Origin of the sequence: Agrococcus sp. Marseille-P2731, from assembly GCF_900117395.1 — a bacterium.
Taxonomy (GTDB): domain Bacteria; phylum Actinomycetota; class Actinomycetes; order Actinomycetales; family Microbacteriaceae; genus Agrococcus.
The window spans coordinates 565,247-578,792 of the sequence record NZ_FPEG01000002.1; the positions used below are offsets into that span (position 1 = coordinate 565,247).

11 protein-coding genes are annotated in these 13,546 nt (G+C 71.0%); 4 read left to right on the forward strand and 7 right to left on the reverse strand.

Annotation, left to right across the window (positions count from 1 at the left end; genetic code table 11):
* Window positions 1–51 precede the first annotated feature (51 nt).
* The 6 genes from BQ6202_RS06625 to BQ6202_RS06650 form a co-directional block, all read right to left on the reverse strand.
* Window positions 52–816, reverse strand: a complete 765-nt coding sequence (locus tag BQ6202_RS06625; protein ID WP_072313652.1) for an amino acid ABC transporter ATP-binding protein — start codon at window positions 814–816, stop codon at window positions 52–54.
* The gene (locus BQ6202_RS06630; RefSeq protein ID WP_072313653.1) at window positions 806–1,462 is read right to left on the reverse strand and encodes an amino acid ABC transporter permease; all 657 of its coding nucleotides are present in this window, start codon (window positions 1,460–1,462) and stop codon (window positions 806–808) included. The genes BQ6202_RS06625 and BQ6202_RS06630 overlap by 11 nt, the downstream gene beginning before the upstream one ends.
* Window positions 1,463–1,521: 59 nt before the next feature.
* Window positions 1,522–2,355: an amino acid ABC transporter substrate-binding protein gene (locus BQ6202_RS06635; RefSeq protein ID WP_072313654.1), complete on the reverse strand. Its 834-nt coding sequence runs from the start codon at window positions 2,353–2,355 to the stop codon at window positions 1,522–1,524.
* A 104-nt stretch (window positions 2,356–2,459) separates the two neighbouring features.
* Window positions 2,460–3,920 (reverse strand): RNA polymerase sigma factor, encoded by a 1,461-nt coding sequence (locus BQ6202_RS06640; RefSeq protein WP_072313655.1) that lies wholly within the window; start codon window positions 3,918–3,920, stop codon window positions 2,460–2,462.
* Between the two features lie 186 nt (window positions 3,921–4,106).
* On the reverse strand, window positions 4,107–5,435 hold the full coding sequence (locus BQ6202_RS06645) for an MFS transporter (RefSeq protein ID WP_072313656.1): 1,329 nt from the start codon (window positions 5,433–5,435) through the stop codon (window positions 4,107–4,109).
* The gene (locus BQ6202_RS06650; protein WP_072313657.1) at window positions 5,432–6,352 is read right to left on the reverse strand and encodes a PAC2 family protein; all 921 of its coding nucleotides are present in this window, start codon (window positions 6,350–6,352) and stop codon (window positions 5,432–5,434) included. Before BQ6202_RS06650 ends, BQ6202_RS06645 begins: the two co-directional genes overlap by 4 nt.
* A gap of 45 nt (window positions 6,353–6,397) precedes the next feature.
* Between BQ6202_RS06650 and BQ6202_RS06655 the strand changes: the two genes are divergently transcribed.
* From BQ6202_RS06655 to sucB, 3 genes are all read left to right on the forward strand, one after another.
* Window positions 6,398–7,849, forward strand: coding sequence for a leucyl aminopeptidase (locus BQ6202_RS06655; protein WP_072313658.1), 1,452 nt, complete (start codon window positions 6,398–6,400; stop codon window positions 7,847–7,849).
* Between the two features lie 103 nt (window positions 7,850–7,952).
* A complete protein-coding gene (gene lpdA / locus BQ6202_RS06660) occupies window positions 7,953–9,326 on the forward strand; it encodes a dihydrolipoyl dehydrogenase (RefSeq protein WP_072313659.1) in 1,374 nt (457 codons plus the stop codon).
* Between the two features lie 24 nt (window positions 9,327–9,350).
* Complete coding sequence (gene sucB, locus BQ6202_RS06665) at window positions 9,351–11,309, forward strand: 2-oxoglutarate dehydrogenase, E2 component, dihydrolipoamide succinyltransferase (RefSeq protein WP_072313660.1); 1,959 nt, start codon at window positions 9,351–9,353, stop codon at window positions 11,307–11,309.
* On the opposite strand, the gene BQ6202_RS06670 is transcribed toward sucB, so the two are convergent.
* Entirely contained in the window at window positions 11,306–12,685 is a 1,380-nt protein-coding gene (locus BQ6202_RS06670; RefSeq protein ID WP_143143664.1) for a protein kinase family protein, read from the reverse strand. The genes sucB and BQ6202_RS06670 overlap by 4 nt on opposite strands.
* 93 nt (window positions 12,686–12,778) lie before the next feature.
* Here BQ6202_RS06670 and BQ6202_RS06675 point away from each other — a divergent pair, with 93 nt between their 5' ends.
* Window positions 12,779–13,468: a DUF4191 domain-containing protein gene (locus BQ6202_RS06675; protein WP_072313662.1), complete on the forward strand. Its 690-nt coding sequence runs from the start codon at window positions 12,779–12,781 to the stop codon at window positions 13,466–13,468.
* The last annotated feature ends 78 nt before the right edge of the window (window positions 13,469–13,546 follow it).

Sequence of the window (13,546 nt, forward strand, 5' to 3'; positions counted from 1 at the left end):
GGGGCGGGCCGCTTCCTCGTCGGCCCGGCGGCCGGCTCTCGCGGGCCGCGGCTAGCGCCCGAACGGGCCCTGCAGCCGCTGCAGGAAGCGCTTCGTGCGCTCCTGGCGCGGCGCGCCGAACACCTCATCGGGGGTGCCCCGCTCGACGACCACGCCCTCGTCGAAGAACGACACCTCATCCGCGACCTCACGAGCGAAGCCGAGCTCGTGCGTGACGACGGCCATCGTCCAGCCCTCGCCCGCCAGCTCGGTCATGACCGCCAGCACCTCGCCGACGAGCTCGGGATCGAGCGAGGACGTCGGCTCGTCGAACAGCAGCATCGAGGGCTGCAGCGCGAGCGCGCGCACGATGCCGACGCGCTGCTGCTGGCCCCCGGAGAGCGACGAGGGGAAGGCATCCGCCTTCTTGCGCAGCCCGACGCGCTCCAGCAGCGCGAGCGCGTCGGCCCTCGCCTCGTCGCGGTCGCGGCCCTGCACCCGGATGGGACCGATCGTGACGTTGCCCAGCACCGTCAGGTGCGGGAACAGGTGGTGCTGCTGGAAGACCATGGCGGATGCGCGGTGCAGCGCCGCTCGCTCGCGGCGGGTGCGCGGCTTCGACAGGTCGAGCTCGACCTCTCCGATCCGGAGCGTGCCGGCCTCAGGCGACTCGAGGCCGTTGAGCGACCGGAGCACCGTCGTCTTGCCGGAGCCGGACGGGCCGATGAGCGCGTGCACCGTGCCCGGCGCGATGTCCAGGTCGACGCCGCGCAGCACGTGGTTGTCGCCGAACGACTTGTGCAGCCCGCGGGCCGAGAGGAGCAGGTCAGACGGCATAGCGATCCAGCTTCTGCTCGAGGCGGTCCTGGCCGGCGGCGAGCGCCAGGCAGATGAACCAGTAGACGACCGCCGCCACGATGTAGATGGTGAGGAACTCACCGCTCGGGGCGGCGATGCGCTGCGCGACGCGGAAGAGCTCGGTCATCGTGATGACGGAGGCGAGCGACGTGTCCTTCACGAGCGAGATGAGCGTGTTCGACAGCGGCGGCACCGACACCCGGGCGGCCTGCGGCAGCACGATGCGCCACAGCGACTGGCCGCGCGACATGCCGATCATCGAGGCCGCCTCCCACTGCCCTCGCGGGATCGACAGGATCGCGGCGCGGATGATCTCGGCCGCGTAGCCCCCGACGTTCATCGACAGGGCGATGATGGCGCTCGGCCACGGGTCGAGCGTGATGCCGATCTGCGGCATGCCGTAGAAGATGACGAACAGCTGGACGAGCAGCGGCGTGCCACGGATCGCCGAGATGTAGGCCCTCGCGATGCCGGAGAGCCACGCGATGCCGGAGATGCGCGCGAGCGCGAGCCCGATCGCGATGAGCAGGCCGAGCACGAACGACGCTGCCGCGAGCGGGATCGTCCCGGCCACCGCTCCGAGCGCGATCGGCCCGATCGACTCGAGGATCAGCTGCCAGTTCACGCGGCGAGCCTACGCGGCCGCGCCGGGAGCCGCGGCCGCCGCCACGGTGCGGGCGAGCGTCACGGCTGCGAGACGTCCTCGCCGAAGTAGCGCTCCGAGATCTCTGCGAGCGTGCCGTCCTCGGCGAGCGCGACGAGCGCCTCGTCGACCGCGGTCACGAGCGAGTCGCTGCCGGCGCGGAAGGCGAGCGCGTTCTCGCTCGTCTCCTCGGTCTCGGCGACGTCGACGAGACCCGTCTCCCCACCCTGCGACTGCACGTAGTCGAGGTAGGTGAGGCGGTCGTTGATCGTCGCGTCGACGCGGCCGGAGCGCAGCAGCTCTGCAGCCTGCGCGAAGCCCTCGACCTCCTCGACGTCGGCCCCCGCCTCGGTCGCGATCGTCGCCCAGTTGCTCGTGAGCGACTGCGCGCTCGTGCGGCCTTCCAGATCCTCGAACGACGCGATGTCGCTGCCTTCGGCCACGATCAGCACGCCCGGCGAGTAGGTGTAGGGCGCGCTGAAGACGTAGCGCTCGAGGCGCTGCGGCGTGATGGAGACCTGGTTCGCGATGACGTCGACGCGACCCGCGTCGAGCGCGGCGAAGATCGCATCCCACTGCGTCTCGACGAACTCGACCTTGACGCCGAGCTCCCCGGCGACCGCGGTGATGATCTCGACGTCATAGCCGGTGAGCTCACCGGCCCCGCCCTCGTGGAAGGAGAACGGCGAGTAGGTGCCCTCGGTGCCGACGACGAGCACGCCCGCCTCCTGCACCTGCTCGATCGACAGTCCCGTCGATGCCGTCTCCTCGGCGCCGGGCTCGCCGCCGGTCGAGCACCCGACGAGGGCCACGGATGCGGCGGCGAGCGCGGCGATCGGTGCCAGTCGGGACAGGGACGTGCGGGGACGAGGCATGAGCGCTCCTTCTCGGGGGTATCAACACATCCTAGAACGCCACGAGGCCCCTCGGATGTTCCGAGGGGCCTCGTGACGAAGCGTGACGGCGCGTGCCGCCCGGCTCACTCCAGGTAGTCGCGCAGCTGCTGCGACCGCGAGGGGTGGCGCAGCTTCGCCATGGTCTTCGACTCGATCTGACGGATGCGCTCGCGCGTGACGCCGAACGTGTCACCGATCTGGTCGAGCGTCTTCGGCATGCCGTCGCCGAGACCGAAGCGCATGCGGATCACGCCGGCCTCGCGCTCGGACAGGGAGTCGAGCAGCGACTCAAGCTGGCGCTGCAGCATCGTGAAGCCCACGGCGTCCGCCGGCACGACCGCCTCGGTGTCCTCGATCAGGTCGCCGAACTCGCTGTCGCCGTCCTCGCCGAGGGGGGTGTGCAGCGAGATCGGCTCGCGGCCGTACTTCTGCACCTCGATGACCTTCTCAGGGGTCATGTCGAGCTCGCGCGCCAGCTCTTCCGGGCTCGGCTCGCGGCCGAGGTCCTGCAGCATCTGGCGCTGCACGCGGGCGAGCTTGTTGATGACCTCGACCATGTGCACGGGGATGCGGATCGTGCGAGCCTGGTCTGCCATGGCACGCGTGATCGCCTGACGGATCCACCAGGTGGCGTAGGTGGAGAACTTGAAGCCCTTCGTGTAGTCGAACTTCTCGACCGCACGGATCAGGCCCAGGTTGCCCTCCTGGATCAGGTCCAGGAACTGCATGCCGCGACCGGTGTAGCGCTTGGCGAGCGAGACCACCAGGCGCAGGTTCGCACCCAGCAGGTGGCTCTTGGCGCGCTGGCCGTCGCGAGCGATGCGCGTCAGGTCGCGCTTGACCTGCCAGTCGAGGTCGTCGCCGTCGATCGACAGCTTCTCCTCGGCGAACAGGCCCGCCTCGATGCGCATCGCCAGGTCGACCTCCTGCTCAGCGTTGAGGAGGGCGACCTTGCCGATCTGCTTCAGGTAGTCCTTGACCGGGTCGGCGGTGGCACCCGTGATCTGCGTCGGAGCAGGCTCGTCGTCGTCACCCGAGAGGCGCAGCGCGCCGGTCGGGAGCTTCTCGACGTGGACCTTCTCCTCGTCCTCCTCGGTCTCGACCTCCTCGGGCGTCTCCTCGGCCTGCGCCTCCTCGACCGGGTCGGCAGCCTTGCGGCGCGTCGTGGTGCGCTTGACGGGAGCCTTCTTCGCCGCACCCTTCGCGGGCGCCGACTCGTCCGTCGACGCCGTCGATGCCTCGGCAGCGGCGGCCTTGGCCTTCGCAGCGGTCGTCTTCGCCGCGGTGGTCTTGGCAGCCGTGGTCTTCGCGGCCGTCGTCTTCGCGGCGGCCGCCTTCGCAGCAGGCTTGGTGGCAGCGGTCTTGGCGGCCGTCGTCTTCGTCGGCGCCTTCGCGGCAGCGGTCTTCGCCGCGGCAGAGGCGGCGGGCGCCTTCTTCGCGGCAGCCTGCTTCGTGGCGGCAGCCGTCGTCGCCTCGGGCGTGGCGTCAGCGGCAGCCGCTGCGGTGCTGCGGCTCGCTGTCTTGGTGGTGTCCTTGGCTGGCATGCGGCCTCCGGTCGGTCTCGGGCGCCCAGACTCGGTGCAGTCGGACTGAGGGCAGTCGAAGGACCCAAGTCAAGTCCTGCGCTTGGCGCCGGTCTCGACTGGGTCGGTCTTGACAGTATAGCGCCGGATGTGGCATAGGCATTCCCCGATCGTCCAGGTACGGGCCCGGGTCCCCTCCGGACTTGCCTACTCGCCCCGGCGACGCATCCGGTTCGCGATCGCCTGCCACAGCGGCGCGACCTCGATGCCCTCGTCGCGCAGCCTCGACCGCGTGATGCGACGCATCCGCACCACCATCGCGAAGCCGAGCACCAGGATCACGAGCTGGAAGGCGAAGGCGATGCGGAAGCCGTCCCAGTCGTAGAGGCCGACCGCCTCGCCCGCCCGCACGCGGACGGTGTGCACGACGTCGAGCACGATGCCGACGACCGGGATGATCGCGAAGGCCGCGATGAAGCCCCCGATGTTGACGACCCCGTTGGCGGAGCCCAGCAGGCGCAGCGGGTTCGAGGTGCGCGCGAAGTCGAAGCCGACGGTCGAGCCCGGGCCGGCGATGCCGAGCACGACGACGAGCGCGATGACGAGCCAGGTGGGCGGATGCCCGGGCCAGATGAGCACGACGCTCCAGGCCGCGATGACGAGGCCGACGATGCAGAGCACGAGCGTGGACCGGCGCAGCGGGAAGCGCGCGGTCGTGATGCCGAGCAGGGGGCCCACGACCATGCCCGTGAAGACGACGATCGACATGAAGCCCGCCGCCTGCGCAGGGGCGAAGCCGAGGCCCTCGACGAGCATCGGGAAGCCCCACATGAGGAGGAACACGTTGGTCGTCGACAGCAGCGAGAAGTGGGTCCAGAAGCCGAGCCTGGTGCCCGGCTGGCGGAAGGCGGTCTGGAGCCGCGGCCACCAGCCCTCCGGCAGGTCGATCGTGCCCGTGGGCGGCGTGCCGCCGGGCGGCGAGTCAAACACGAGCAGCAGCACGAGCGCGAGCACGACGACGCCGACGACCGCGAGCGTGCCGAAGGAGAGCGTCCAGCCGACCTGCGCGAGCAGCCAGACGAAGGGCACGGTCGAGAGCAGCTGGCCGAGCTGACCGCACACCGCCGTCCACTGCGACATCTGCGCGAGGATCGGCCCCGAGAACCAGCCCGCCTGGAGCCGGATCACCGAGATGAAGGTGGCGGCGTCGCCGATGCCGAGCAGCACGCGACCGGCGACCGCGAGCGGCAGGTCGTCGGCGAGCGCCACCATGGACTGACCGACGACCATGACGGCGGCGCCGGAGGCGATGAGCATGCGCGGGCCGAAGCGGTCGAGCAGCACACCGACCGGGATCTGCATGGCCGCGTAGACGCCGACCTGCACCGCGCCCAGGGTCGAGAGCAGGGCAGCCTGCACCTCGAAGCGCTCAGCGGCAGCGGGTCCCGCGACGCCCAACGAGGAGCGGTGCAGGACGGCGACGATGTAGGCGATCGCGCCGATCCCCCAGACGAACCAGGATCTGGCGCTGTTCATGCCAGCGGATCCGCCCCCGGACGACCGCGCTGCTGCAGGTAGCGCTCCAGCTCCTCGGCGATCTCGTCGGCGCTCGGCAGGGTGCCGTCCTCATCGGTGAGCGGCGAGCGCACCGACGACTGCGCCATGAACGCGTCGTACCGGGCCTCGAGCGTGTGCACGATGCGCTGGAGCTCCTCGTTCGTCTCCATCTGCTGCGCGACCAGCTGCTGGAACTCTCGATCCGCCTGGCGGAGCTCCTCGGTGCGGAAGGCGAGCGAGGTCGCGCTCGTCACGCCCTCGAGCGCGGCGAGCGCCGGTCCGGCCGAGCCCGACTCGCCGACGTAGTGCGGCACGAGCACGGTGAAGGTCGTGACCGGCGCGACGTCCTGCAGGCGATGCTCGATGCGGTGGATGACGGATGCCGGCACCGACGAGACGGGGCGCCAGGCGGAGTACTGCTCGATGAGCTCCGCACGATTGCCGGAGACGGTCGACACGAGCGGCCTCGTGTGCGGCACGGGCATGCCGATCGACGTCATGATCGTGGTGGTGGCGACCTCGAGCTGCGTGTGCAGCTCGAGCAGCGCATCCGTGAACCGCTCCCACATCCAGTCGGGCTCGGGGCCCGTGAGCAGCAGGAAGGGCGCGCCGGCGTCGTCCTCGACCTGCAGCAGCGTGAGCGTGTGCGGCAGGTACTCGTCGATGCGGTCCTCGTTGAAGAGGATCCGCGGCCTGCGCGAGCGGTGATCGATCAGCAGATCGGTGTCGAACTCGACGATCGCGCGGTAGGGCAAGGTGTCGAGGATGGCGGCTGCCGCGGCCTCGGCGGCAGCGCCCGCGTCGACGAAGCCGTGGATGGCGATCACCAGATCGAGGCCGCGCGGCACCGTCTCCAGCGCTTCGAGGGGCAGCGTCAGCTCGTGGGGATCGAACACCCCTCCAGCCTAGTGAGGCTCACGACGCGGGTATCCTCGTGACCCATGCCCTTCCCCGCACTCTCCATCATCGCCAGCACCGAGGACGCCACCGCCGAGCTGACCGTGCACGGCGTGCTCGCCGGTGAGGCCCCCTCCGCAACCGGCTTCGACCCCGAGCTGCTCGACGCGCTCGGCATCACCGGCAAGCGCGAGCAGGTCACCCGCGCCGTCGTCGACGGCCGCAGGATCGCCTTCGTCGGCCTCGGCGACACCGTCACCCGCGATCGCCTGCGAGAGGTGGCGGGTGCCGCGATCCGCGCGCTGCGCGGCATCACCTCGGTCGCGATCTCGCTGCCGGTGAGCGATGGCGACGACGTGCAGGCGGTGCTCGAGGGCGCCGCGATGGGCGCCTACCGCTACTCGGTCCGCCCGCTCGAGGACGATGCGCCGCAGGTGCGCGAGATCGCCGTCGTCGCGGGCGACGCCGAGTGCACGGCCTACGCCGTCCAGAGCGCCAGCATCGCCGCACAGGCGGTCTGGCGCACGCGCGACCTCTCGAACACGCCGCCGAACCTGCTGAGCCCCGTCGACTTCGCCGACCGCGTCGTCGCCGAGGCCCAGGAGACGGGCCTGAGCGTGGTCGTGCGCGATGAGGATCGCCTCCGCCGCGAGGGCTTCGGCGGACTGGTGGCGGTCGGGCAGGGCTCCAGCCGCCCGCCGCGGCTCGTAACCGTCGAGCACGCGCCCGAGAACGCCACCCGCCACATCGTGCTGGTCGGCAAGGGCATCACCTTCGACTCCGGCGGCCTGTCCCTCAAGCCCGCCGCCTCGATGCAGCACATGAAGTACGACATGACGGGCGCCGCCACCGTCTACGCCGTCACCGCCGCAGCCGCCGCGCTCCAGCTCCCGATCCGCATCACCGCCCACCTCTGCCTGGCCGAGAACCTCGTCTCCTCGACGTCGACGCGACCCGACGACGTCATCACCCTCCGCGGCGGCACGACCGTCGAGGTGACGAACACGGATGCCGAGGGTCGCCTGGTCATGGCTGACGGACTCGTGCTCGCCAGCGAGGCGCAGCCCGACGCGATCATCGACGTCGCGACGCTCACGGGCGCGCAGGTGATCGCCCTCGGCGACCGGGTCAGCGGTGTGATGGGCAACGACGAGGCCTTCGTGGAAGCGGTGCTCACCGCCTCCCGCGAGGTCGGCGAGCAGGTCTGGCCGATGCCGATCCCCGACGAGATGCGCGGCATGCTCGACTCGAACGTCGCGGACATGATGAACGCCAAGGTCGGCAACCGCGCCGGCGGCATGCTCGTCGCGGCCGCGTTCCTCCGGGAGTTCATCGGCGAGCGCGACGGCTCGCCCATCCCGTGGGCGCACCTCGACATCGCCGGCCCGTCGACCAACACCGGCTCGCCGTTCGGCTTCACGCCGTCGGGATCGACGGGCGTCGCCGTCCGCGGCCTGCTGCGCACCCTGTCCAAGATGTCGCGATCGGCCGAGTGACCCTGATTCCTCCAGGCGATCCGACTAGGCTGTCATAGGCAGGAACTGCCGTGCACCGTCGCGTCCACCGGCGTGACAACGAAGACTCATAAGGAGCAAGTGCGTGTCCGATCAGAGCTTTGACATCGTCGTCCTGGGCGGAGGCAGCGCGGGCTACGCCGTGGCGCTGCGCGCCGTGCAGCTCGGCAAGACCGTCGCCATCGTCGAGAAGGACAAGCTCGGCGGCACGTGCCTCCACAAGGGCTGCGTCCCCACGAAGGCGATGCTGCACTCGGCAGAGGTCGCCGACGAGGTGCGCGCTGCCGGCCACGCGGGCGTCGACGCCGAGCTCAAGGGCATCGACATCGCACGCGTCACCGCGTTCCGCGAGGGCATCGTCTCGAAGAAGTTCAAGGGCCTGCAGGGCCTCATCAGCGCCAAGGGCATCGAGGTCATCGCCGGCGAGGGCAAGCTCACGTCGCCCACGACCGTGCAGGTCGGCGAGCAGACGCTGACCGGCAAGAGCATCGTGCTCGCCACCGGCTCCTACTCCCGGACCCTCCCGGGCCTCGAGATCACCGGCAACGTCATCACGAGCGAGCAGGCGCTCCGCCTCGACTGGATCCCGCAGCGCGTCGCGATCCTCGGCGGCGGCGTCATCGGCGTGGAGTTCGCGAGCGTCTGGCGCGCCTTCGGCGCCGAGGTCACGATCATCGAGGGCCTCCCCCACCTCGTCGCCAACGAGGAGGAGTCGGTCTCGAAGCAGTTCGAGCGCGCCTACAAGAAGCGCGGCATCCAGTTCAAGCTCGGCTCCCGCTTCTCGGGCGTCACGCAGGACGACTCCGGCGTGCACGTCTCGCTCGAGAGCGGCGAGACGATCGACGCCGACCTGCTCCTGGTCGCGGTCGGCCGCGGCCCCGTCACGCAGGGCCTCGGCTACGAAGAGGTCGGGGTCGAGATGGACCGCGGCTTCGTCACGGTCAACGACCGCCTCGAGACCAGCGTCAAGGGCGTCTACGCCGTCGGCGACATCGTCCCCGGCCTGCAGCTCGCGCACCGCGGCTACCAGCACGGCATCTTCGTCGCCGAGGAGATCGGCGGGCTCGAGCCGCGCATGGTCGAGGACGTCAACATCCCGAAGGTCACCTACTCCGACCCCGAGATCGCGTCCGTCGGCTACACCGAGGCCAAGGCCAAGGCCCAGTTCGGCGATGACAAGGTCGAGAGCTACGAGTACTCGCTCGGCGGCAACGCCAAGAGCGAGATCGTCGGCACGACCGGTTCTGTGAAGGCCGTCCGACTGAAGGACGGCCCCGTGGTCGGCGTGCACATGATCGGCCGCCGCGTGAGCGAGCTCGTCGGCGAGGCGCAGCTGATCGTCAACTGGGAGGCATACCCGGAGGACGTCTCGCAGCTCATCCACGCGCACCCGACCCAGCACGAGGCACTCGGCGAGACGATGATGAAGCTCGCCGGCGCTCCGCTGCACGCCATCTGATCGAACGCCACAGGAGACAGAACCATGACTGACATCAAGCTCCCTGAGCTCGGCGAGAGCGTCACCGAGGGCACGATCACGCGCTGGCTGAAGGCCGTCGGCGACGAGATCGCCGTCGACGAGGCCATCGTCGAGATCTCGACCGACAAGGTCGACACCGAGGTGCCCTCCCCGATCGCCGGCACGATCACCGAGCTGCTCGTCGGCGAGGACGACACGGTCGAGGTCGGCGCCGTCATCGCGCGCGTCGGCGACGCGGGCGACGCGCCGGCCGAGGGTGGCTCTGCCGAGGAGGCAGCCCCCGCCGAGGAGGCTGCTCCCGCTGAGGAGGCAGCCCCGGACGAGACCGCCACCGAGGCGGCGACGGACGCCACTGACGCGGAACCCGCGCAGGAGGCCGACGAGGAGTCGGCCGCCGAGGCGCAGGAGTCGCCCTCGCGCGAGGCCGACGAGCAGGCCGCTCAGGACGCGCAGCCTGCTGCGCAGTCGGCCGACGGCGGAGCAGGGCAGGACATCACGCTGCCCGAGCTCGGCGAGAGCGTCACCGAGGGCACGATCACGCGCTGGCTGAAGGCCGTCGGCGACGAGATCGCCGTCGACGAGGCGATCGTCGAGATCTCGACCGACAAGGTCGACACCGAGGTGCCCTCCCCGATCGCCGGCACGATCACCGAGATCCTGGCGCAGGAGGACGACACCGTCGAGGTCGGCGCGGTCATCGCCCGAGTCGGCGGCCAGTCCGGCGGCGCAGCCCCGGCATCCGACGACGCCAAGACCGACGAGCCCCCCGCCGAGTCGTCCGGATCCGCGCAGTCGCAGGACGCGACGCCGGCGGAGCAGCCCGAGCCTGCCGCTCCCTCGACTGAGCAGCCCGAGGCGGCCAAGGACCCAGCTGCGGAGGAGTCGAAGCCCGCCGAGGAGTCGAAGGCCGCTGAGGAGTCGAAGCCGGCCGCAGAGCCCGCTCCGAAGCAGGACGCCGCACCGGCGCAGCCGAAGGCTGCGCAGCCCGAGGCGGAGGCCCCCAAGGCCGTGCAGCCGGGCACCGAGACGCCCAAGGCGGCCACGCAGACCGCGTCGGCGCCGTCGACCTCGGCGGGCGCGTACGTCACGCCGATCGTGCGCAAGCTGGCCAACGAGAAGGGCGTCGACCTGGGCGCGCTCAAGGGCACGGGCGTCGGGGGTCGCATCCGCAAGGAGGACGTGCTCGCGGCAGCCGAGACGTCGCCCGCGCAGGCGGCCGACGCGCCCGCAGCCGCACCGGCCGAGGTCGAGGTCTCCGAGCTCCGCGGCACGACCGCTCCGATGTCGCGCCTCCGCAAGGTCGTCGCGAAGCGTGCGGTCGAGTCGATGCAGACCCTCGCCCAGCTCACGACGGTCGTCGAGGTCGACGTGACGAAGGTGGCGCAGCTGCGCGAGGCGAAGAAGGCCTCGTTCCAGCAGGAGACCGGCAACAAGCTCACCTTCCTGCCGTTCTTCACGCAGGCGGCCGTGCAGGCGCTCAAGGCGCACCCGCTCATCAACGCGACGGATGATGGCCAGACGATCACCTACCCCGAGACCGAGAACCTCGCGATGGCGGTCGACACCGAGCGCGGCCTGCTGACCCCGGTCATCCGCGACGCGAGCTCCAAGAGCATCTCGGAGCTCACGGCCGAGATCGCCGACCTCGCCAAGCGGACGCGCGACAACCAGCTGAAGCCGGACGAGCTGGCTGGCGGCACGTTCACGCTGACCAACACAGGCTCCCGCGGCGCGCTGTTCGACACGCCCGTCGTGTTCCAGCCGCAGCGCGCGATCCTCGGCGTCGGCACCGTGGTCAAGCGCCCGGTCGTGGTGACCGTCGACGGCCAGGACTCGATCAGCATCCGCTCGATGGTGTACCTCGCGCTCTCGTACGACCACCGCATCATCGATGGTGCAGACGCGGCCCGCTACCTGGGTCAGGTCAAGGCGCGCCTCGAGTCGGGTCAGTTCGAGGTCTAGTCCGCCCAGGCGTCACGCAGCGTCCAACCGGCCTCGGTGCTCATCGCGAGCACCGAGGCCGGTTTGCGTTCGGACACCACCCGCAGCAGCCAGGCGTCGCCGAGGCGCTGCACGAGCTCGAGCGTGCCGTCATCGGGCATCCGCCACGGCTCCGCAGTCGTCAGCTGCGGGCTGCCCGGCTCGTGCAGGGCGACGAGGCATGCAGCATCCCCGGCTGCGAGGCAGGACTCGCGCTCGGCCAGCAGCGTGCTTACCGCGGCGACGGCGGCTTCCGGGTTGGCGTCGACAGGGGGTACGAGGTCCGCCGCAGCGGGCTGCGACCCAGCCGCATCGCTCACCGGCGTCGCCTCGGGCGCAGGACGCTCCGCCGCGATCACCTCCGGGCCGCCCGTCGGTGAGGCCGCGGGCGAGGCCGCAGACGGCGACGACTCGTCGCTCGCGGTGGGCCAGAGCAGCATCGCAGCGACCACCGAGGCGACAGCCCCGATCGCTGCGACCACCCAGAACCTCGGCCGCACGGCCCTCGCGCCCTCAGCGATCCTCGACGCTCGCGGCCCGCCCCGCTCGACGAGCCGCTCTGCCGCCAACGCGAGGCGCGACAGCAGCGCGTCGACGGCGCCACCTCGACCGCGGTCGCGCATCCGCACCGCCTGCCTCGGCTGCGCGGCCCTCCGGGCGCTCGCCGAGCCCCAGGGCTCCGCCGAGGACGAGGGCGCCAGCGTCAGCGGCAGCGCCGACCACGCCGCCAGGAGCGCGGCTCCTGCGCCAGCCATGTCACGCGCGACCAGAGCCGCCTCCACCTCCGCCGGCAGCGCGCATCCGCTCATCTCGAGCATCGCTCTCGCCAGCCGGCGCCAGCCGTCTACGTCGGAGGCCACGCCGTCGCTCGACTCCAGCCACGCCTGCGTCGGGCGCGTGGTCTCGATCCGCGCGCCCTCCCCGAGCAGCATCGGGGCGCCGTCGCCGTCGAGGCGCACGTCGGCCGCGGAGCAGCCGCCCGCGCTGGCGCCGACCGCGTGCAGCGACCCCAGAGCCGCAGCGATCGGCGCGAGGGCCGTCACCGCCTCCCCCGCAGCCGGCGCCTGCCGCTGGATGAGCCAGTCGGCGAGGCTCATCGGCAGCAGCGGTCGCACGAGCACCGCTCCGCCGTCGGTCGCGAGGTCGAGGATGGGCACGACATGCGGATGCCCGGCCGCGACCAGCGCCTCGACCTCTCTCGCGAGGACCGACTCGGCGCCAGGGAGGCTCCGGTGCAGCTCGACGCCCTCGGCGTCGCCGCCCGGTCCGTCAGAGGCCACCCAGACCTCGCGCTCGGCGTCGCGCCGCAGCGCCCGCACGAGCGGATGGCCGGCGATCTGCGCACCCTCGTCACTCACGGGGCCGACCATGCCACCGCATCCGAGCCCCGGGCGCTGGCGGGGCCTGCGACTGTGGAGAGCGCTGGCACCGCGCCCCGGTATCCTGATGGCATGGCACGCGACAGCGAGAAGGAGCCCGGCAGGCTCAAGACGATGTGGTCCATCTACAAGATGACCCATGAGAACGACAAGAAGGCGCTGCCTCTCATGGCGCTCGCCTTCCTCGGGCCGATCGCCGTGATCACGACGCTCGCGATCGTCTTCCGCCAGGACACGCTGTTCCTCGTCCTGTGGATCATCTCGGGCGTGCTCATCGGCCTGATGCTGATGATGATGACCCTCACCTGGCGCGCCGAGAAGATCGCCTTCGCGCAGATCGAGGGCCGCCCCGGCGCTGTCGGTGCCGTGCTGAAGAACGGCCTGCGCGGCAACTGGAACACGAGCGAGATGCCCACGGGCGTCAACCCGAAGACGCAGGATGCCGTGTATCGAGCCGTCGGCAAGCCCGGTGTCGTGCTGATCGCGGAGGGCCCCAAGGATCGGGTCGCGCGGATCCTGAGCGAGGAGCAGCGCAAGGTGAAGCGCATCGTGCCGAACGTGCCGATCCACGTGCTCGAGATCGGGCCGCAGTCGTCCCTCGAGCTGCGCAAGCTGACGAAGTCGATGCGCCGCCTCAAGAAGACCCTCACGCGCGCAGAGGTCATGGCTGTCGCCAACCGCCTCACCTCGCTCGGCCAGACCAGCCTGCCGATCCCCAAGGGGATCGACCCCCGCCGAGTTCGGCCCGGCCGCCCACGCTGACGTAACACCGCTGAAACATCGGCGTCACGGTAGGGCAACCGCTCTCGCGTAGCGTCGAGGTCACGGCATCCGCCCACC

Coding starts and splice junctions, on each gene's coding strand:
- BQ6202_RS06625 (WP_072313652.1), bottom strand. CDS start 816: ATGCCGTCTGACCTGCTCCTCTCGGCCCGCGGGCTGCACAAGTCGTTC.
- BQ6202_RS06635 (WP_072313654.1), bottom strand. CDS start 2,355: ATGCCTCGTCCCCGCACGTCCCTGTCCCGACTGGCACCGATCGCCGCG.
- BQ6202_RS06640 (WP_072313655.1), bottom strand. CDS start 3,920: ATGCCAGCCAAGGACACCACCAAGACAGCGAGCCGCAGCACCGCAGCG.
- BQ6202_RS06645 (WP_072313656.1), bottom strand. CDS start 5,435: ATGAACAGCGCCAGATCCTGGTTCGTCTGGGGGATCGGCGCGATCGCC.
- BQ6202_RS06655 (WP_072313658.1), top strand. CDS start 6,398: ATGCCCTTCCCCGCACTCTCCATCATCGCCAGCACCGAGGACGCCACC.
- sucB (WP_072313660.1), top strand. CDS start 9,351: ATGACTGACATCAAGCTCCCTGAGCTCGGCGAGAGCGTCACCGAGGGC.
- BQ6202_RS06675 (WP_072313662.1), top strand. CDS start 12,779: ATGGCACGCGACAGCGAGAAGGAGCCCGGCAGGCTCAAGACGATGTGG.